At 57.3% G+C, this 20312-nt stretch carries 21 protein-coding genes and 1 tRNA gene; 19 read left to right on the top strand and 3 right to left on the bottom strand.

Annotation, left to right across the window (positions count from 1 at the left end; all coding sequences use genetic code 11):
* The first annotated feature begins 80 nt into the window (after window positions 1-80).
* The 8 genes from ribF (at window position 81) to KF767_09415 (ending at window position 10493) form a co-directional block, all read left to right on the top strand.
* On the top strand, window positions 81-1070 hold the full coding sequence (gene ribF / locus KF767_09450; protein ID MBX3018102.1) for a riboflavin biosynthesis protein RibF: 990 nt from the start codon (window positions 81-83) through the stop codon (window positions 1068-1070).
* A complete protein-coding gene (locus KF767_09445; protein MBX3018101.1) occupies window positions 1067-1864 on the top strand; it encodes a hypothetical protein in 798 nt (265 codons plus the stop codon). The genes ribF and KF767_09445 overlap by 4 nt, the downstream gene beginning before the upstream one ends.
* Before the next feature lie 68 nt (window positions 1865-1932).
* Window positions 1933-3627 (top strand): type IV-A pilus assembly ATPase PilB, encoded by a 1695-nt coding sequence (gene pilB / locus KF767_09440; GenBank protein ID MBX3018100.1) that lies wholly within the window; start codon window positions 1933-1935, stop codon window positions 3625-3627.
* 21 nt (window positions 3628-3648) lie between these two features.
* Window positions 3649-4683 carry a hypothetical protein gene (locus KF767_09435; GenBank protein MBX3018099.1) on the top strand — a complete coding sequence of 345 codons (1035 nt, stop codon included), beginning with the start codon at window positions 3649-3651 and terminating at the stop codon, window positions 4681-4683.
* Window positions 4684-4729: 46 nt separating this feature from the next.
* Window positions 4730-5950, top strand: coding sequence for a type II secretion system F family protein (locus KF767_09430; protein ID MBX3018098.1), 1221 nt, complete (start codon window positions 4730-4732; stop codon window positions 5948-5950).
* A 6-nt stretch (window positions 5951-5956) separates the two neighbouring features.
* Window positions 5957-7612 carry a PAS domain-containing sensor histidine kinase gene (locus tag KF767_09425; protein MBX3018097.1) on the top strand — a complete coding sequence of 552 codons (1656 nt, stop codon included), beginning with the start codon at window positions 5957-5959 and terminating at the stop codon, window positions 7610-7612.
* 60 nt (window positions 7613-7672) lie between these two features.
* Complete coding sequence (locus KF767_09420) at window positions 7673-9079, top strand: sigma-54-dependent Fis family transcriptional regulator (protein MBX3018096.1); 1407 nt, start codon at window positions 7673-7675, stop codon at window positions 9077-9079.
* A gap of 196 nt (window positions 9080-9275) precedes the next feature.
* The gene (locus KF767_09415; protein MBX3018095.1) at window positions 9276-10493 is read left to right on the top strand and encodes a hypothetical protein; all 1218 of its coding nucleotides are present in this window, start codon (window positions 9276-9278) and stop codon (window positions 10491-10493) included.
* A gap of 9 nt (window positions 10494-10502) precedes the next feature.
* On the opposite strand, the gene KF767_09410 is transcribed toward KF767_09415, so the two are convergent.
* Window positions 10503-10578, bottom strand: a tRNA-Arg gene (locus tag KF767_09410).
* Between the two features lie 139 nt (window positions 10579-10717).
* On the opposite strand from KF767_09410, the gene KF767_09405 reads away from it, so the two are divergent.
* Entirely contained in the window at window positions 10718-11698 is a 981-nt protein-coding gene (locus KF767_09405) for a trypsin-like peptidase domain-containing protein (protein ID MBX3018094.1), read from the top strand.
* A 3-nt stretch (window positions 11699-11701) separates the two neighbouring features.
* A complete protein-coding gene (locus KF767_09400) occupies window positions 11702-12052 on the top strand; it encodes a hypothetical protein (protein ID MBX3018093.1) in 351 nt (116 codons plus the stop codon).
* A gap of 18 nt (window positions 12053-12070) precedes the next feature.
* Here KF767_09400 and KF767_09395 read toward each other — a convergent pair whose 3' ends face one another.
* Window positions 12071-12763 (bottom strand): hypothetical protein, encoded by a 693-nt coding sequence (locus KF767_09395; GenBank protein ID MBX3018092.1) that lies wholly within the window; start codon window positions 12761-12763, stop codon window positions 12071-12073.
* 148 nt (window positions 12764-12911) lie between these two features.
* Between KF767_09395 and KF767_09390 the strand changes: the two genes are divergently transcribed.
* Window positions 12912-14030, top strand: coding sequence for a glycosyltransferase (locus KF767_09390; GenBank protein MBX3018091.1), 1119 nt, complete (start codon window positions 12912-12914; stop codon window positions 14028-14030).
* Here KF767_09390 and KF767_09385 read toward each other — a convergent pair.
* Entirely contained in the window at window positions 14027-14779 is a 753-nt protein-coding gene (locus KF767_09385; protein MBX3018090.1) for a hypothetical protein, read from the bottom strand. The genes KF767_09390 and KF767_09385 overlap by 4 nt on opposite strands.
* 225 nt (window positions 14780-15004) lie before the next feature.
* On the opposite strand from KF767_09385, the gene KF767_09380 reads away from it, so the two are divergent.
* From KF767_09380 to KF767_09345, 8 genes are all read left to right on the top strand, one after another.
* The gene (locus KF767_09380) at window positions 15005-15961 is read left to right on the top strand and encodes a hypothetical protein (protein MBX3018089.1); all 957 of its coding nucleotides are present in this window, start codon (window positions 15005-15007) and stop codon (window positions 15959-15961) included.
* Window positions 15962-16030: 69 nt separating this feature from the next.
* Window positions 16031-17575, top strand: coding sequence for an ATP-dependent DNA helicase RecQ (locus KF767_09375; protein ID MBX3018088.1), 1545 nt, complete (start codon window positions 16031-16033; stop codon window positions 17573-17575).
* Window positions 17576-17666: 91 nt separating this feature from the next.
* The gene (locus KF767_09370; GenBank protein ID MBX3018087.1) at window positions 17667-17858 is read left to right on the top strand and encodes a hypothetical protein; all 192 of its coding nucleotides are present in this window, start codon (window positions 17667-17669) and stop codon (window positions 17856-17858) included.
* On the top strand, window positions 17845-18264 hold the full coding sequence (locus tag KF767_09365; GenBank protein ID MBX3018086.1) for a hypothetical protein: 420 nt from the start codon (window positions 17845-17847) through the stop codon (window positions 18262-18264). Before KF767_09370 ends, KF767_09365 begins: the two co-directional genes overlap by 14 nt.
* A 183-nt stretch (window positions 18265-18447) precedes the next feature.
* Entirely contained in the window at window positions 18448-18963 is a 516-nt protein-coding gene (locus KF767_09360; protein MBX3018085.1) for a helix-turn-helix transcriptional regulator, read from the top strand.
* A 2-nt stretch (window positions 18964-18965) separates the two neighbouring features.
* Window positions 18966-19508, top strand: coding sequence for a hypothetical protein (locus KF767_09355; protein MBX3018084.1), 543 nt, complete (start codon window positions 18966-18968; stop codon window positions 19506-19508).
* 1 nt (window position 19509) lies between these two features.
* A complete protein-coding gene (locus KF767_09350) occupies window positions 19510-19908 on the top strand; it encodes a hypothetical protein (GenBank protein ID MBX3018083.1) in 399 nt (132 codons plus the stop codon).
* 98 nt (window positions 19909-20006) lie between these two features.
* On the top strand, window positions 20007-20285 hold the full coding sequence (locus tag KF767_09345) for a hypothetical protein (GenBank protein MBX3018082.1): 279 nt from the start codon (window positions 20007-20009) through the stop codon (window positions 20283-20285).
* Window positions 20286-20312 lie beyond the last annotated feature (27 nt).

Raw genomic sequence — 20312 nt, 5'->3', positions numbered from 1 at the left:
GCCGTAACCTACACTCACACACCGCAAAAGGGAAACCCCCAACGCATATTGCGAAGTATCAATCAGGCAAAAACTTCGCTATGATCGAGCCCTTGGACCCCATGACCCAACCCCGATTTTGGACCGCCCGCGCCCCCAGCGAAGTTCCCGACAGCTTCGCCCAAAGTGCCGTCGTCCTCGGAAACCTCGACGGCCTCCACCGCGGCCACCAAGCGCTCCTCGAAGTGGCGCAAGAGTTCGGCACCCGCAATGCCGCTCCCGTCGTCGTTTTCACCTTCGACCCGCACCCCATGCAGGTCCTTCCCGGGAAGCCCGATTTCCGCCGGATCTTCAGCCCCGAAGTTCAAACGGAAATGCTCCGCCACTGGGGCGCCAGCGGCGTCTACTACCAACACTTCGATCTGGATTTCGCCAAAACGAGCGCCGAAGACTTCCTGAACCAGTGTCTGGTGCCCGCCGTGAAGCCCGCCGCGATTGTCGTCGGCTTCAACTTCCGCTTCGGCCAAGGCCGGCAGGGCACCCCCGAGTTTCTGAGGGAGTGGGGGAGTCGGCACGGCGTGAAGATCCTCGTCGTCGAACCCGTGAACTACCTCAACGAAACCGTCTCTTCTTCGAAAATTCGCGCGGCCCTTTTGGCGGGAGACGTCCATCATGCGGGCCAGTTGCTCGGGTTCCCCTTTTTCCTACAGGGCATCGTCGAGAAGGGCGCCCAGCGCGGCCGCAACCTTGGCTTTCCGACGGCCAACATGATGTGGTCGACCTCCGTCGATCCCGTCGCGAAAACCACGCTCACCCCCGCGTTCGGGGTTTACGTGACCCGCACGCACTTCCAGGGAAACGTCCTTCCGTCGGTCAGCCATTTGGGGCCGATCCCCACCTTCAGCGACATCCGGCCGCGCCTAGAAACCCACATTTTGGACCGCGACCTCGCCCTTTACGGAGAGACCCTCCGCGTGGAGTTCCTGGAAAAACTTCGGGACCCCGTCAAGTTTGAGGGGCTCGACGCGCTCAAAGCCCAAATCGACGCCGACTGCGCCGCCGCCCGCCGCTACCACCGGGAGCACCCATGACTTTCAAGGTCCATACGGCCCCCGGCGCCGAATCGCCCACCCGCGAGGCCCTCTGGGCGCAAGAGAAGTTCCCCGTCGAGTTCGTTCAAGAATCCGCCACGGCGGATTTCGTGCTGACGAACGGCCGCGACAGTGAAGAGCGCTTGCAACAGATGCGCAATATTCCGCGCGAAGTCCTGTTGACCCGACACGTTGACTTGATCGACCAACGCGATCCCAAGAAACCATGGCCCCGCTCACTTTTGACGGGCGCGTTCAAGCAGTCCGTCTTCCGCCGGGCGAAGGGGCTTGATCTGCGCGCGTACGCGCTCGTGACCGGGACGGGGCCGCTGACCCGAGCGGCGATGGTCGCGATCTTCGAGATCGGTTACCGCAAGCTGCGTTTGATCCATACCCCCGAAGAGGCCGAGGCCGCCGCCAAGATCCGTGAGGACTTCGCGAAATTCTGCTTCGGCTTCGACATCGAGTTGCAGAAGCGCTCGGAACTCACGCTGGCGCCGAACAACGGCTCGATGATCATCAATGTCGAAGACCTCAGCCATGACGAAGATCTTTTGCAGACACTTCTGTACCTGAACTTCCTGCATCGGCCCGGTCTGGTGGTGGATCACTGCGAAAGCAAACCCGGCGAGTCGGCGCTGCTGAAAGAGGCGGCCCTCTCCGAATTTGGGACCGTTTCGGGAATCGAGGTCCGCAGCGAGTGGGACCTGCTCTTCCTGAACCTGATGGGCGTGCCGAGCGGACTCGACATCGTCACGTACCACCAGCGCCTGGCCGCGGCGACGTCGCCTTAACCTCGACTCACGTCTAGCCTGCCCCGCGCGATCGTGCACCCACGCGCCCGAGCGATTATCCTAAAATCATGAAGCTCGCCGAGATTTTAGTGAAGCAAGGCCTGATCCGTCCGGATCAAATGTCCAAAGCGATGGACGATCAACGTAAGGGTGGACAGCGCCTGTCGACGGTCCTTGTTCAGCAGGGCATCGTGAAGGACAACCAAATCCTGAAGGCCCTCGAAAAGCACTACGGGATTCCCGGGGTCGATCTGAACACCTTCCAGGTTCAGCAGGGCGTGACCGATCTCGTGAACCGCGAATACTGCGAAAAGAACATGTTGATCCCGATCCAGAAAGTCGGCGACACCACACTCGTCGTCGCGATGTTGGACCCGGGACAAGTTCAAGTGCGCGATGACCTGCGTTTTCTGACCAGAAGAAAAATCCAAGTCGTCTTGGCCTCGGAGCTCGGGATCGCGTCCGCGATCGACAAGTATTTCGGCGCGAACGTCCGCGACATCGTCAAAGAAGTCGAAGATGACATGGATGCCGAACCCGACATCATCTTGCAAGGCGCGGAGTCGATCGACAGCTCCGCCGATGGCGATGAGGGCCCGATCATCAAGTTCGTGAACGCCATCTTGTCGGAGGCGATCCGCAAGAAAGCGTCCGACATTCATTTCGAACCTTACGAAAAGAAATTTCGCGTCCGTTACCGGGTCGACGGCGTCATGATCGAGGCGACATCACAGCCTTCGGGATCGGGACCGGCCATCGCGTCCCGTTTGAAGATCATGTCGAAGCTCGACATCGCCGAAAAACGCCGTCCGCAAGATGGTCGTATCAAAGTCCGCTACAAAGGCGGGAAGGACATGGACTTCCGGGTCAGCGTCATGCCGACGATCTGGGGTGAAAAAGTCGTCTGCCGTCTGCTCGACAAATCGAACTTGCAGCTCGACATGACGAAGCTCGGTTTTGAGCCCGAGGATCTTGAGATCTTCAAAAACATCATCAAAATGCCTCAAGGCATGGTGCTGATCACCGGTCCTACGGGTTCGGGAAAGACGACGACCATCTACTCGGCGCTCTACGAACTCAATCAGCCCGATGTGAATATCTCCACCTCTGAAGACCCGGTCGAATTCAACCTCGAAGGGATCAACCAGCTTCAGGTCAATTCCGATATCGGTCTGACGTTCGCGGCCGCGCTGCGGACCTTCCTTCGTCAGGATCCCGACATCATCATGGTCGGAGAGATTCGTGACCTCGAAACCGCCGAGATCGCCGCGAAAGCCGCGAGCACGGGCCACTTGGTCGTCAGCACCCTTCACACCAACGACGCCCCCCAAACCATTTCCCGTCTCGTGGAAATGGGCGTCGCGCCCTTCGTCGTTACCTCCACGATCGAACTCATCGTGGCGCAGCGTCTGGTCGGCCGGATCTGCGATTCATGCAGAGCGCCAATGGATGTCACGCCACAAGTCCTTCTGGATTTGGGCGTCGAACCCAAGGAAGTGAAGGAATACCGGGTCTTCCACGGTCGCGGATGCAACACTTGCAACAACACCGGAATCAAAGGTCGTATTGCGATCTTTGAATTGATGGTGATGTCAGATAAGATCAAAGAATCCGTATTGAAGGGCGAGACCGCCGCCCAGCTTCGCTCGCTCGCGCGACAAGAGGGGATGCGGACACTTCGTCGTTCGGCGCTTCTGAAATTGAAGCGCGGCGAGACGTCGATCCAAGAGGTGTTGAACGCCTCGGTTCGCGACTCGGAATAGAAGTAGGAAGGGACGCCTGACATGAAGACTCTGGTTGAACTGATTCGCGATGCGCAAAACCGTGGCGGCACCGGGCTTCGGCTTGTTCCCGGCTATCCGATGGAGCTTAAAAACGGGCGTCAGTGGGTGCCCTTTGGCGGACAGACCCTCGCGGCGCAAGACGTGCGCGGCGCGATCTGGGCGCTGCTCTCCGCGGAGGAAAAGAAGCAGCTCGATCAGGATCGCGTTCTTGATGGTTACTTGCGCGGTCAGGGTGGTCCCATCCGTTTTCAATATCTGCTTCACGAAGCGGGCCTCGTCGGCAGTTTCAGTTGGCACAGTGAGGCCGAGCCGGGGCTTGCGAGTTGGGCCCTGCCGCCCTACGTGACCGAGAAGATGCAACGTCAGTCGGGCCTCACTTTGGTGACCGGCCCCATCGATTCCGGCAAATCGAGTTTCCTCAAGGCTTGGGCGAAGACTTTGGTCGAGGTGCACGGAACCGTTCTGTTTTTCGCCGATCATGAAGAGTTTGCTTCCGAGGCGTCGCTGCCGATTTTGCCGACTTCGGCCCTCATGAAGATGACGGGGCTTTCGCAGCTTTCGCGTTTCATCGTGATCGACAGCGAACTTCCCGAGGCGCGTGCGCGGGCATTGGAGCTGGCGGCGCAGGGGCTTTGCGTTTACCTGGGTGTCGCCGCGAAGTCGATTCCGTCGGCGGTGATGGGGCTTGCGACCGAAGCGGCGCGAACGTCGAGCGCCGAAAGAATTTGGCAGTTAATTGGCGAAAACTTGGTCGCCGCTTTCGGACTGCGTCTGATTCCGGGACTGGAGGGCGGACTGCAGCCGGTTTTTGAGCTTCTGGTCGACAGTCCCGAGATCAAAATGAAACTCGCGCAAGGAAATGTCCATGGTCTAGTTGAGGTCATGGCCAAAGGTGGCGATAAGTCGGGCATGAGGACGCTGAACCAGGCGCTCCTGCAACTGCTCATGAAGAGAAAAATCGAGCTGCGGACCGGATTCGATGAATCCCCCAACCCGCTGGAACTCGACGAACTTCTCAAAAAAGTGGGCGTTTAAGCAGGCGAGCCGTTTCCGGTGTCCTTGAGTGATCAAGGGAGTGGGAATGGCTCGTTACATTTACCAGGCAAAAGCGGCGAACGGCACGGTGACGACCGGCGCGATCGAAGCTTCGAGTGAAGCGGAAGCGCAATCACGCCTTAAATCCAAACAGCTCGTTCCATTGCGCCTGGTGAAGTCGGGCGGGGGTTCGAAGTCTCAACCCCAAGCTTCCCTGTTCTCGCCGCGCGTGGATTCGAAAGAGCTGCAAATTTTCACGCGTCAGTTTTCCACGCTGATCAACGCCGGTATTCCGATCGTCGATTCGTTGAAAATCCTCAGCGAAGGAAAACGGAATCCGCTCTTGAAACAAACCGCCGCTAAAATCAAAGACTCGATCGAAGGCGGTAAACGCTTGGGCGATTCGATGTCCCAGCATCCCACGGTGTTCGATCGTTTCTACGTCAACATGGTCCGCGCGGGTGAAGAGGCCGGGATTCTTGACGGCATCTTGAACCGGATGTCGATCTATCTCGAAAAATCCGAGAAATTGAAAAAGCAAATCAAAGGCGCGATGGCCTACCCGATGGCGATCGTCGCGATCTCGATCTGCGTGGTCACCGCGATCTTGGTGTTCATCATTCCGGAATTCCAAAAGCTCTACTCCAGCGCGGGTAAAGAGCTGCCGGCGGTGACCAACATGATCATCGCGATGTCGAATACGGTGATCCATCGTTGGTACGTCGTGATCGGCGTGGTCATCGGAATTCCGGTGGGTCTGGTCTATTACTACCGTACGCCCGATGGCCGTGAAACCATGGACCGCCTTCTGATCAAGGCGCCGCTTTTCGGAGAGCTGATCCAGAAGGCCTCGGTCGCCCGCATGACCCGCACTCTGTCGACGCTCCTCAGCTCGGGTGTCAGCGTGGTCGAAGCGCTCGACATCGCCGCGAAGACGTCGGGGAACGCCGTCATCGAAGAGGCGCTCTACCGCAGTAAAGATTCCGTGATCGCGGGTCGTCCGCTGGCGGCGCCCCTGCAGAAAGAGCCGATGATCCCGGACATGGTCACGCAAATGATCGCGATCGGTGAGAAGTCGGGAACGATGGACCAGATGCTTGGTAAAATCGCCGACTTCTACGAAGACGACGTCGAGAACGCCGTCAAGGCCCTGACCTCGTTGATCGAACCTTTGCTCATGGTCATTCTCGGAGGCGTCATCGCTTTCTTGGTCGTGGGCATGTACTTGCCGATCTTCGATCTGGCCTCTGTCGCGGCCGGAAAGTAAAGGTCAATGGAAGCACCGAAGCTGACACCCCAGCCGACGCGTTCAAGCTCTGCCGAGACCTCCTCGGCGACGCCCGCGCTCGTCGCGCATGTCGGTGACGGTCGCGGGGAACTGGCTTCCGCAATTCCGCTGGAAAAACTGCTGGTGCAGAGCGTGCGCGCGGGACTTTACATCCTGGTGCTCACGCTCGCGCTCGTGCATCACCTTTACCAAGACGAGTTCTTTAGCTGGGAAGTTTACCGCAACTTCTACGCCGTCGCCGCGCTGGGGCTCTTGGCCCCCGTCGTGTCGTTGCCGTTCCTGAACGGCTTCTTTCGTCAGCGGGGTCTGGTCGCCGCGAGTTTCGCGCTGGATATCGTCCTCATCACGGCGCTCCTGCTGACAAGTCGCTTGAACCAAAGCATCTTCCTGTTTCTGTACATGATGACCATCATCTTGTCGGGGTTGGTCTTCCAGCTGCGCGGCGCGCTCCTGACGGCGCTGGCCTGTTCATTGGCAAGTTCGGTGGTTCTGCTCTTCGGTGAAGAACTGAAGTCGCTCGGTTTTTTCTTTCTGTTGATGCTGAACAACATCGCGTTCTTCAGCGTCGCTTGGATTTCGGGTTTTCTGTCGGAGCAGCTCGAGATTCAGGGACTCAACATCTCGGACCTGCGTCGATTGAACCAAAATATCGTCGACACGATCCCGTCGGGTCTTTTGACCGTTCTGGAGTCGGGTTTCGTCGTGCAGGCGAACCCCGGCGCGGTGGGCATCCTGGGAGATAAACTCCGGGGCATGGAGGAAGGTCAAAAGAGCGTGCGCGACCTTTTTCCCGAAGGCACCTTCACGGAATGGCCGCTGGCGAACCGTCGCGAAGTCCGAATCAATAAAGACTCCGAAACCCAGATCCTGACCCTCAAAATGCTGCCGCAGCGGGTGGGGGAGCAGAGCGCCTATCTGCTGGTGATCGAGGATGAAACTCAGGTCAAAAAGCTCGAGTTCGCGGTTCGCCAAAGTGAAAAGCTCGCGGCCGTGGGGCAGCTCGCGACCGGGATCGCGCACGAAATCCGCAATCCCTTGGCCGGCATCAGCGGCTCGATTGAACTCTTAAGTCAGCAGCAGCAAACGGACGACGACAAAAAGCTCACGCGCATCATCTTAAGAGAGATCGATCGCCTGAATCACCTGATCTCGGAGTTTTTGGACTTCGCGAAACCGGAAAAACCTCCGGTGGACGCGGTCGACCTTGGTAAACTTTTGGACGAGACGCTCTCGCAAGTGCGTCTGAATCCGCAGCTGCGCACGGATATCGAATACGTCCGCTTGAATGAAGGCGAGCCCGTGGTGCGCGCGCATCGTGACAAGTTGAAGCAAGCCTTCCTCAATATGATGATCAATGCCTGCCAGGCGATGGGGCAGTCCGAAAAACCGCGACTCGAGGTCGTTTCGAAAGTGAAGGACGACAAAGTCGTGATCGAAGTGAAAGACAACGGTTGCGGAATGACCGAAGAAGTCATGCGCCGGATGTTCGAACCTTTTATGACCACGAAGCCCAAAGGCACGGGGCTCGGCCTGGCTATTACACATAAGATTTTCGAAACGCATCAGGCCCGGATTTTCGTCGAGAGCAAGGTCGGCGAAGGGACCCGGATTTCGGTCGAGTTCCCTAGATTCACCGTTTGAACATCCCTCTGTAACCACTGACAATAAGAGACGAAGATCTATTGTGAGGGGGCCCGTTCCATGAAGCCAAGAATTTTGGTCGTCGACGACGAAGAATCGATCCGCGAGTTTCTCGAGATCATGCTGAAAAAAGAAGGCTATGATATCACCATTGCGGAAGACGGCGCTCGCGCGAAAGACGTCCTCGCGAAGAAGACCTTCGACATGGTCATCTCGGATTTGCAGATGCCCAACATGACGGGTATCGAGCTTCTGAAACACGTCAAAGACTCTTACCCCGATCTCGTCTTCATGATGATCACCGCCTTCGGCACCACCGAAAGCGCCGTCGAAGCCATGAAGATGGGCGCGTACGATTACCTGACGAAGCCGTTCAAAATCGACGAAGTTCGTATGAACGTGACGAATGCGCTTCGCTCGAAGAACCTCGAAGTCGAAAACCGCGTCCTCAAAAAAGAACTCAATAAAGAATACTCGTTCCAGAACGTCGTCGGTAATTCCGAGGCGATGCACCGGATTTTCGATCTGATCAAACGCGTCTCGATGGCGCCTTCGAACATTTTGATCACGGGTGAATCCGGAACGGGTAAGGAAGTCGTCGCGAAGGCGATTCACTACAATGGTCCCCTGAAAGACAAAAATTTCGTCACCGTGAACTGCGGGGCGATTCCCGAGTCGTTGATGGAATCGGAAATGTTCGGTCACAAGAAGGGCTCGTTCACGAGCGCCATCGCCGACAAACCGGGTCTGTTCGAAGTCGCGGACGGCGGAACGCTGTTTCTGGATGAGGTCGGCGAGCTTCCTTTGAACATTCAGGTGAAAATGCTGCGCGCGATCCAGGAACGCGTCATCCGTCGCGTCGGTGCGAACGACGATATCAAAGTCGACGTGCGGATTATCGCGGCGACGAACCGCGATCTTGAAGACATGGTGAAGGAAGGGACCTTCCGTCAGGATCTTTACTACCGTCTGAACGTCATCAACATCAAGACGCCCGGTCTGCGTGAGCGTAAAGAAGATATTCCCCTTCTGGCGAATCACTTCCTGAAAAAGTACAATGAGCGTCTGGGTAAGCAGGTTCAAGGGATCTCGGTCGAAGCGATGGAGATTCTGAAAAAGTACGAATACCCCGGTAACGTCCGGGAACTCGAGAACATCATCGAGCGTACGGTCGCCCTCGAAGGCGGCGCGACGATCCTGCCCGAGAGCTTGCCCCCGATCGTGAATACGCCCACGGGCCGTAAGATGGCTTCATCGAATGAAATCGAAATCGGCACCGACGGTATTGATCTGGATAAAGTCCTGGGCCAAATCGAAAAGGAACTGCTGATTAAGGCGATTCACGCCGCGGGCGGGGTCAAGAAGAAGGGCGCGAAGCTTCTTCACATTACTTTCCGATCTATGCGTTACCGGGTCGAGAAGTACAACCTCGGCACCATGGACGATGAAGAAGGCGACGACGATTGATCGTCGCAAAAATTCAATCGTGAAGAAAAAGGGACCTCCGGGTCCCTTTTTTATTTTGTGTGGGGCGTTCAGCTTTACGACATCTGCGCAGCTCCCGGTAGACGCTCGCGCTGCCGCGGATGTCTCATGGCCTCCTGAGCCCGGTGCGCCGCTTGCAACGAGCTCCTCCACGGGATGGATTTTGGGGGGTAAGGATATGGGGACGAATCGGAGTACGGCGCTCGCCGTCGTGGCGCTTTCATTTTTCTTTCAGAATTGTGGACGCAGTTTCAATTTTGTCGATCCGGAATCGAAGGCGCAGGTGCTGCGGGATCAATCGGTTTTCGGCGGTCAAGGCACCTACATTTTCATCAATAAAGCGACGAAAAAGCTGCGCGCGCTTGAAGACGGCGTGGACCAAGAGGGGGCGATTCCCATCACGGGCCCCAACGGCGAAGCGGTCATCATCATCAGTGAGCCGAACATTTTCGGCCCCGGCTCGGGCGTGATTCCCGTGGGCGCGGGAATGGGGCAAGGACAAGTCTCGGTTGAAAACGGCGTCGCGCAAGGGCCGAACTGGTACGTGCCGCCGACCGTGATCATCACGACGACAACAAAGCCCAATACGCATAACTCCGCGGCGCTTTTCGGCATCTTTTTGGGAGCGATCGGCGCGATCACCTCGATGGGTGGCGGTGGGGGCGGGGACTCGTATACGAACTACCAAAGCTACGTACCGACCCCCTCTTCGTCGAATCCGACGGGGGGTCTGGACTACGGGACGGCGGGCGGTGGTGTCGATATGTCCACGCTCCCACTTTGCGCGAACGTCGGAAATGGAAAGTCGGTGGAAGCCAACCCGCTCTTCATGCAAGGCAAGTGCATGTCACCCCTGCTGATCGCGTTTGCTGAAGAGGCGGATTTTCGCGCATTCGAGCTGACGGATCCGTTACGTGACGGGCGGTGGTTCGATATCGCCGGTCGAAGGTCCGTCCCCGAGCCGCACACGAAGCTCATGATCAGTTGGTTGAAAAAGACGAGCTCTATGTTCATCACCCTGCCGAATGAAAAGGGCGAAGTGAATGGGGTGGACGAGCTTTTCGGCAACAACACTTACGGTCCGGACGGAACGTTCGCGATCAACGGCTACGAAGCGCTCCGTAAACATGACTCGAACGGCGACGGCGTCATCACGGCGCAGGATGAGGTCTTCGCGAAGCTGCGTCTTTGGAGCGACTTGGATGGAAACGCGATTGCCGAACCTCATGAACTCTGGCCGCTCGCGAAGAAAGGGATTGAACTCATCGACTTAAACTACGACGCGAACTACATGGAGTACGACCGATTCGGGAATCTCACCGCGATGAAAAGCGTCGTGCGGGACGAAAGCGGTCGGCTGCACTTGCTGTTCGACTTGTGGTTTCGCGTACCGTGAGCGTGAGGTTGGTGACCCCACCCCGACTTGAACGGGGATTTACAGTTTAGGAAACCGTTGTTCTATCCAGTTGAACTATGGGGTCGGTCGCGCTCATGACTTAAGTAATTCCGTGGGTTTAGCGAAAAACCTCGGCGCAGGCAATCAAATCCGCCCCTGAAAATTTGTCGGCGCGCCGATTTCCGTCTCGCCCGCTCGCGATGGAATGCGTAAGGTCGCGCATCATGTGGGGATTTCTCGTTCTATTTCTGACGGTGCCGGCCTTCGCTCTTCCGGGGTTTCAGCCTGCGGGCGGTGAGGCCGTTCCGGAACCCGTCCGCCGGGCCGAGGCCTCGATCCTGAAAATTTATTTTCCTTACTACCTGACGGTGAAACGCGCCGAGGCCCCGGCGCTGCTCACGGCGACCTTGCTGACCGCGGCGGGACGACAAGAGATCGCCGACTGCGTGAACTCGAAACTCGAGGACTGTTCGATTCCGCTTTCTTTCGTCGAGGGCACGGCCTTTCGTGACCGGCGCAAAGAGGACGCGCTTTGGACGAACTGCCATCTGGTGGACGCTTGGGTCCGCCACCAAAAGTACCGCGCGCAAATCGAAGGCGTGAATTTCCGCGAGCGACTGAAAACTTCCACGATCCGCGCGCGCGTGTACGACCACCGCGGCACGCTGCTGGTCGACGAGGCGGATTTTCGCATGGAGGTCGCGCATGTGACCGAAGGTGACGGGCCCCGCAGCGCGGGCTGCGTGCTCGCGGACGATGCGGTTCGTTTGCTCGGCCCCCGCGTGGATCGCCCCGCGCTCCCGTGGGCCAAAACCCCGGCGCAACCGGGTGAGGCCACCTACATCGCGGGATATCCGCGCCAAACCGACTCGCGCGCCTCGATGGGCGCCGCCGACTCGGACGGCGCGAGCTTTCGCTGGACCCTGGGGGCGCTGATGGGGAATGCGGAATTCAATCAAGTGCTTAAAGCGGAGAATCTTCCGCCCGAGAAGTACTCCTTCGCGCGCGCGGGAATCTATTCGCTTTTCATGTCCAACGACGGCGCCGAGGGGATGAGCGGTGGCCCCGTACTGAACGCGCAAGGCGAGGTCCTCGGGATCTTTCGCGGCATTTTGCCGGGCCCGATCACCCGCGCTTGGCCGCTTGCCACCGTGGGAATTCAAACCGACGGCCTTCGTTATCTCGAAATTCGCAGTGGAGAATAAAGTATGTCGCTCAATCTGTCGTTGATGGATCTTGGAACTTTGTTGATCAGCCTGATCGTGACGGCGGGCGCGCATCTGGCTTTGAAACGTTGGTCGGAATTCTCGGCGGTCGAGCGGAACTATTTCTTCTACGCCCTGGTCGCGTTGTCGCTGGGTTTGGTCGCCGACTTCGCCGTGAACGATCTTTTGGCGCGGGTGCAATCTTTGGGAGCGCCTGCAGCCGCCGCTCCCACTGCGCCCGCCACGATGGCGGCTTTGACCTTCGTTAGCTATACGGCGGTGAAGCTCTTCATCGTCGTGGCCCTCGTGCGATTGACGTGGCTGCTGGCCCGCAACCGGCGTCACATTTCCTAACGCGCGGTCTTAGCTTCTTTACTTCGGGTGCACGATCTTGAGCGGCAGGTCGCGGAGTGCTTGCGGGTCTTCGATGCGCGCCACCTCAGTCAGATCCACTGTCAGATTCCGTTTTCCAGAAACGAAAGTTCCGCTCACGCGTGCGAGATCGTACTGAAGCCGCGCTTCGATCGGTTGGGTTTCGCCGTTCTGCAGCCAGACCGCTTTTTCGAAGGCGGGTTTCGCCCCCGGACGCACGCCCCAGCCGAAACTGGCGAGGAGGGCCGAGCCGTCGCGGAGTTGAAACAGGAACGTCGTTTTGGCGGACCCATCCAGATCGTTGAAGGCGAGCGTCGCCTCGTCCTTCAAATACCAATTTCTAAGCTCGGAGGCTTTCGCGAGTTCCATTTTCCGTGGGTCCCCTTTCTTCGCTTTGGGTTGGTGCCAGGCCTTGATGATTTTGGATACTTCCTCGCGCGCATCCAGCTCTGCGGTCACGCAGTAGCGTTCGCCGTCTTGCGTTCCGGATTCGCCCCGGCGTCCCGAATTTTTGCCGATGAGGCGATCGGTTTCTTCGAGCAAGCCCGCGCCGTCACCTTGGACCGCGAGCGTGACGACCTCGCGGTTTTGCGAATCGACGAGCATCGCGTTGCCGGCGGTGCCGTCGCGTTTTCCGCAGAAGGTTTGCGTCGTGGTGGCCGCGAAGCCGTCGACTTGCGACAGGAGGATCAAGATGAAGGGCGAGACTTTCCACCGGCCTTGGACTTCAACCCAGGCAATGAATCAATAAGATCGCCCGACCGTGGTCCAGGGGTCCGGTCTTGACCTGAAGTCCTTCAACTTTCACCGCATCTTGAGGAAAATGGAAGTTGGAGCCACATTGAAATTTGCCATCGTCATTTTGACTTACAATCAAATCGAACAGACCGTCGACTGCATCAAGTCGATTCAGGCCGTGAAGACGCGCGAATTTCCCGACAAACAGATCTTCGTCGTTCATAACGGAAGCGATCCGGCGGTGGTCGCCGATTTACGTCATCGTTATCCACGTTTCCACCACGTCGTCTTGAATGAAAATGAGAGCTTCGCGGCGGGCGCCAACGCGGGAATTCGTGCGGCGTTTTCACTTCAGCCGTGGGTTCTTTTTCTGACCCAAGATACGACGCTCGTGCACTTCCCGAAGGGGCCGCCGTTTGAGCCGTGCCTCGCGGCCGTGAAGATCTACAAACGCAAAGTCGAAGTCATGAACTCCATGGGCGGGGCTTGCGATCTCGATATGGCGAAGCATTACTACTGCACCAAAGCCGATCACTTCTGGAATTCGTTCGAGAACGCGATCTTGCAGCCTTACGTTCCGCGTACGGCGTTCTGGATTCATCAGCAAGCCTTCGAAAAGGTGAACGGTTTTGATGAAACGATCGGAAGCATTTGGGAGGACGTCGACTTGTCGATCCGTCTGCGCGAGGACGGCGAGATGCTCCAGTTGGATGAAGCGACCGAGGTCATCCACCACCGCAAAGGATTCAGCCGTCGTGATCCCTTCATGACGCGTTTTTTGTACAATCGCAATCGCTTCTGGGTTTCGCGGCGAAAGTTGCGTAATCGCGGTCAGAGCATCATGTTCGAGTTCGGGATCTTCAACGAGTGGTTCTGGCTGTGGCTGGGCACACTTTTGAAGAAACCCAAAGAGGCTTCGCTGATCTGGAAAGCGTACCGGGCGAGCTTCAAGCGTCCCCTGGACCCGCCGAATCTGGCGCTCGAGGTGCCCGAGAAGTTGAAACCCGCGGCGGAAGCCAAGCCGGCCGAAGCGGAAAAGCCCGAGACCAAAAAAGAAACGCGGGCGAGCGAGAAGAAATCCGACAAGAAGTCTGATCCGAAAGACAAAGTCGAAAAGAAGAAAGTTGAAGTCGCGCCGGCGGAAGCGACCGGCGCAACCGCGTCGACGGGCGCGACCCTGACGGCGACGGAAAAAGAAGAGCGGACGAAAACGAAAGCTTAGTTGCCGGCCAAACGTTCCTGGGTCGAGGGCGACTTTAAGAGCTCATTGATGCCCGCCTGAACGTAACCGGCCATCGACGAATCCCCACGGATCTTTTTGAATCCCAGAATGCAATGACGATCGTCCGTCATGGCCAAGCCCGCGGGACCGAAAGGATTGCGGGGCGAGTCCCAAGCCATTTCCCCGATGAAGAAATCGAAGCGGTTTTCGCCTTTGATGGCGCCGCCGGTGTCGGCCACGATCACGTATCCCGGATGGGGCATCAGTCCGCCATCGGGATGGGGGACAAGGACGCCCTTCAGCTGCGGGATGCGCAAGATATCGCCCATGCGATGGTGGCGAGGATCCGCGGCGACGTGAATGTAGGGAGTCAGGCAGACGCCCGCCGCGCCGGTCGTCGTCGCGCAGCCCGAGTTCACCCGCTCGGAACTACCGTTATAACGGTAAATGTAGCGCTGCTCGCCGCGCACGATTTGTAGTGAACCCTGCATCACGGCTTCGGCCTTCGCCGAAGGGCAGATCCGCGCGGTGGCTTTCGACTTCGGTCCACCAAGGCGCACGGTGATTTTATCTTGATCGCGACAGCGGAAGTCTTCCGCGCGCGGTAGAAAATAATTCGTCGCCGTCAGGCAGCTCATTCCGGTGAGTTGATCGTCCGCATGACTCACGTTGAGGCGATCCTCCGTCTCGTTAAAATACGCGAACCAATTCGCGCCCGAGAACGCACTGGTGATCAGTACCGTCAACATCGTGATCACCGCTGTCCGAAAGATGGTCGGTGACTTTTTACCTCTGAAACTTGTCAACGTGTTCGACATTCCAAACCTCGTTTTCAAAGACTTCGCGTCCGTTACATAGGAATAGTGCAAGGGCGGTGCTTTTCATGTCTCATTCACGATCTCGGAATGGTGCAAATCTAGGAAACCGATGGTGATTCAGCTATTCTGGTAAGACGTTTATTCGGGGGAAATTCAATGAGAGTTTCGATACTCATCGCCACGCTCTTGAGCATCGCTTCGACCGGCGTGACTTCATTCGCCGAATCCGTAGATGCCGAGGATTCTGTTCCCGTTCAGCGTGGCGAAACGATTCGTCGCGGTGATTTACTCGTGAGCCGTCTGGGCGTGGCGTTGAAAGACGCGCGGACGGCCGATATGGAAGCTTCGAGCTTCGAGGCGATGAGCTCCAAACCCGTTTTCGACAAATGTCATTTTGAAGTCTTGAAATCCGAGAAGAAGCTGAATGGCGAGCAAAGCTTTCCCGCCCAGGCTCTCGAAAGCGTGCACGTGAAAACGGACGCTCCGGATTTCGATATGATCGGCTTCCTGAATCAGCTGCGCCCGGCGGCGGAAAACATCTTCGATCAAGTGGTGGATGTTGATGACCTCGCGGGTCCCGTATTTAAACGTGAAGACCTGAAAGAAAAGCTACGCCTGGCCTTCCTGGCCGAGCCCTACACGCAGCTGCCGCGTTCGACGATCAGTTCCGTCGAGCAGGCGATCACGATGCACGTGTGGGGATACTGGGGGGACGTCCAAAAAATGAAGGGGCGTAATCCCGCCGACATTCGCGCGGGTTTAAGCACGCACCGCACGCAGTGGATCGGCAAACTGAAGGACAACGTGAGCGACTATTTGAAGACGGAGGCGCGCGGGCGCATCCAGACTTTGAAGTCGGACCAGCTCACGAAAACGAAAGTCACCTTGAACTTCACTTATAAAGACGACCGCGGTCCGGCCCAAAGCAAGCTCGAGTGCTGGTTTGAGGGCGAGAAGGCGAAACTCACTTTGCAACGTCTGAATGCGGTCATCGGACCTTATTTTGAGCTGGTGCCTAAAAACCGGCACGCGGCGGAATCCGCCGCCCAAACGCCGAAGAAGTCCCGCGGCCGCGGAGTCGCCGTTGACGGTCAAGCCGTCAGCTCGAAGTAAGCTGAAGCAAGGCGTCGCGTTCGTTCACGCTTTCCCAATCGGGGCCGGGTATTGCACACTGGGCCCCTCATGATCATTCCCCAGGAATCTTTGCTCATTTCGCACTTTGGACTGTCCGAATTCCGGCGCGGTCAGAAAGAAATCATCGGCTCCATCCTGGAGAAGCGGGACGTCCTGGCCGTGCTACCGACGGGGGGCGGGAAGTCGCTGTGCTTTCAGTATCCGGCGGTCGCGCTTGGCCAACTGGTGATCGTGATTTCACCCCTGATCGCCCTGATGAAAGATCAGGTCGCGAATCTGCGGCGGAAGGGGATTGCGGCGGGCGCGCTTTATTCCGGGCAAACGGCGGACGAGAAGCGCGAGATCTTCGCCGACATCCAAAAGGGCGGCACCTACGTGCTTTACCTTTCGCCGGAGCGGACCTCGAAAGAGGGTTTCCAAAGCTGGATCAAGGAACGTCAGATCGGTCTTTTCGCGATCGACGAGGCCCACTGCGTTTCGCAGTGGGGACATGATTTTCGCCCGGAGTATGCGGCGCTCGGTTTGTTGAAAGATCTGCGTCCGGATGTTCCCGTCTTGGCGTTGACCGCATCGGCGACCCCGTTGGTGTTAAGGGACATCGCGCGAACTTTGAAATTACAAAGTCCCGTTCGCCACGTTCACGGGTTCTACCGTAAGAACCTTTATTATCAGGTCGAAACCTGCGGTGGCGAAGACGATAAGATGCGCCGACTGAAGTCGGCGCTCCGGCAGAATCCAAGTGGACGCATTCTCGTTTACTGCGGCACCCGCAAGGTGACCGAGGCCGTCGCCGAAGAGCTCGGTCGTGAGTTTCCGGAGGTCGGGTTCTACCATGCGGGGCTCTCGTCCGAAGCCCGCACCGAAACCCAAGCACGTTACGACCGCGGGGACGTCCGTATTTTGGTGGCCACCAACGCTTTCGGGATGGGAATCGATCATCCGGACGTGCGTTTGGTCGTGCACTTCAATATGCCGGCGAATATCGATGCCCTCTATCAAGAGATGGGGCGGGCGGGGCGTGACGGCATGGATTCGACCTGTTTGCTTTTGTACGCGCCGAAGGACAAAGGGCTGCAAAGCTTTTTCATTCAATCCAGCGACGCCGCCAGCGATATCAAACAAAATCGCTGGAACACTTTGAACGCGCTCGTAAACTACATCGACGGCGGTGAATGTCGCCACGCCGAGATTTTGACCTACTATCAAGATGCCGAGCGGATCCAGCGTTGCGGTCACTGCGACACCTGCGAGCCCGGATCGAATCGCCGGATGGCGCCTCCCCCCGTCGAAGAGATCACGGGACTTGGCGGCGGCGTTCGTCTGCGGAAGAAAAAATCCACCGCGAAAGAGAACTCGAACGCGCTTCCGCTCAGTGCGAGTGAGCAGCTCCGCTTCGAACTTCTGCGCGACTGGCGCAAGAAACGCGCTTCGGAGTTGGATGTCCCCGCGTTCGTCATCTTCAGTGATCGGACGCTACGCGAACTCGCGCGCCGCTCGCCGCAGTCCTTGAAGGAACTCGAGAGCGTGAATGGTTTCGGCCCGGTGAAGATCGAAAGATTCGGCGCCGAAATTCTTGAGATCGCGAAGCACTAAGCCTGCCGCTTCGCGATCACGAACTCCACCGCTTCACGCCATCGTGAACTTTTCTTTGAATCCGCGTGGAATTTCGCCCGATTCTCAATTCGTGTTCACGACGATTACGGAAAACGTTGATTCTAAAGCGGCGCGCACCCGTTTGCGCGCGGGCGTTCACAAGCATACAAACCTTCCTCGGGAAACAACCCTAAACAAACACCCGCTGGAGGGGAAAAATGAAAAAGATCTTGGCATTCGCGATCACAACAATCGCAGCAACCGCAGCAATGGCAGCTTGTAAAGAAGGCGCACGTGGCTACATCACAAAGTACGACGCTTCGGGCGACCGCACTTACAATGAAGCACGTATCTGCAAAAACGGCACTTACATGAACGACGAAGAAAAAGCGGCTTACGTTTACAAGCCCCGCACAGGTTGCGTTGAAGGCGCACGCGGTACCGTGACTAAGTACGATGCTTCGGGCGATCGCTCGTACACTGAGTTCCGTACTTGCAAAAACGGTTCGTACATGAACGCTGAAGAGCGCGCTGCTTACGTCCGCGTTCCGAAGAACAAATGTAAAGAAGGTTCGTTCGGTCGCGCTCGCGCAACTGACTACTACCCCGAGAAGGCTGGCTCGTACGGCGACCACGTTCCGGAAATCGGCACTGTCTGCAAAGCTGGAAAATGGGTTCCCCGCGGTTAATCTCTTTTCAGAGATGAAAGCGTAGTGAACGCGTAAAGACCGCGACCTGATTCAGGTCGCGGTTTTTTTTATGTCCAAAAAAATCTCATCACGAATTCAGGTTCACGCCATCGTTGATTTCTGTTTCTTCGCGGCGTGGGTTCACGTGGCCATTTACTTTCGCTAGATAGGACTTCGTGACGTTTGCATTTTCCTGAGTCTTTTCCGGCGATTGCCGGATTTGATAAGGGGCAAAATGGGCATCTTCAGAATTGGTTACATTGTGAAGGGGGGAATGGCTTGCTGGAAACCGAGAAAGTTTCTAAGGGCGATCACATGAGTCAATTGAGGGGACAAGAAACTCAGAGCCCGACGTCCGACGAAGTCATGTCGCTCGTCCGGGAGATCTGCCGCGAAGTCGGCATCAAGCAGCGCGATCTGGCCGCGCACCTCAATCTCAAGCCCAGTCAGATGAATCTCTACTTCTCTGGAAAAGTTGAAATGCGCACGGATCGTTTGGTGCGTCTGCTCGAAATTCTCGGAGTCGATTTGCGTCAGTCGTTGCGGCATCGTCTTGATCAGATCAAAGGGGTGAACGTCACGCCGACGTCCTTCGACGACGAGAGCATCGACGATTCCAAGATCCTCGCCAAAATTGGCCGCGTAAAAAGTCCGAAGCGGGAATCCCTGCTGCGGATCATCGAACTGCTGGGGACGTGACGATGCAGACGGAACTCAGTCTTTCGACCAAAAGTGCCGCCGAAATCAATCACGCCGAAGTCATTCACCAGATTCGTCAGGACTATGAGTTCGGACTTTTCTGTTTACTGCCCGGATTCGAAGGTCAGTTGCGTCCCCTGTTGCAGGCGGCGCAGAAACTCGGCCTGACCGAACGTAAGATCGAACTTTACAGTCGCCGCTTGTTCGATGCGGGATTGTGGACCCTGGACGGGAACAACATTCAGGCGCAGTTCGATTATCTGGAGCTCGGCGATATCGACATTCAAGAGTATCTCGCGATGACCGTCTGTATCGTCTCGCGTTTGTCCCAGAATAAATCCTACGAGTTCGATACGCTGTCGCTGGTCACGAACCGCACGCTCATTCGTAACTTCGTGTCGAAGGTGAACTCGGGGCTCAAGGAACTTTACGCGGCCTCGAAGGCCGAAGGCGCGGCCCGGGACTGCGTGTTCTCGTGGACGCATACCGGAGTCATTGAATTGGAAAAGAAACCGCCGGTCGCGAAGTCGGGCGACGAGGAGTAACATGGGACACTGGTTTTTTGTCATGATGACGATGGCCTTCGCGATTTGGATTCAAAGCCCGGCCACGGCCTTCGCGCAGGCGGTGGGTGGTAAAGGCAGCGGCGGCGGCGGACTCCTGGCCGCGAACGCAACGAAAGCTCCGCGCTATGGTTGCGAGGAGGGACGTCGCCAAGGTGTGACATTCCCCGATGCCAGCGGCGAGCAGGTTCTACAAGTGCGGACGTGTCGCAACGGAAGTTATATGACCGACGAGGAGCGCGCCGCGTATATCTACAATCCGAAAACGCGCTGTCGCGAGGGGCGACTCGAAACGTGGACCGAACATAACGCCAGTCCGTCCGAACGCATTCGCTATAAACGGATGGTCTGCCGCGGGGGTCGGTGGGTCGAAAGACCCTAAGTGGCGCATTCGCGGTGCGCCAGTCCCCCTGACTTTACTTTTGGGGGAGCTCCCTTTAGCGTGAGGACGTGTTCACCACGACAGCCTCGGAGGGCTCCATGTTACGACTGACACTGGCGACGATTTTGTTTTTGACCGCAAATTTGGCGATGGCCGCGGACGGCGAGCATCTTTGCAAATCCGGAAAACTCGAACGCAAAGTCAACATCGTGGAGCTTGAAGCCGGGAAGAAAGCGCCCTGCGAAGTGAAGTACACGAAAGAAAACGGCGAAGAAAAGGTCCTTTACTCGGCGAAGGCCGACGAATCCTATTGCAGCACGAAAGCGCACGAGTTCATGGGGAAACTGAAAGAACTCGGCTGGGAATGCCCCGAATAACCAAAACGTCCAAAGTTTAGACACCTG

It is taken from the genome of Pseudobdellovibrionaceae bacterium (assembly GCA_019637875.1).
Taxonomy (GTDB): Bacteria; Bdellovibrionota; Bdellovibrionia; order Bdellovibrionales; family Bdellovibrionaceae; genus JAHBUW01.
Note: the sequence above shows the minus strand (reverse complement) of the source record. Positions and strands in the feature narration are given on the sequence as shown.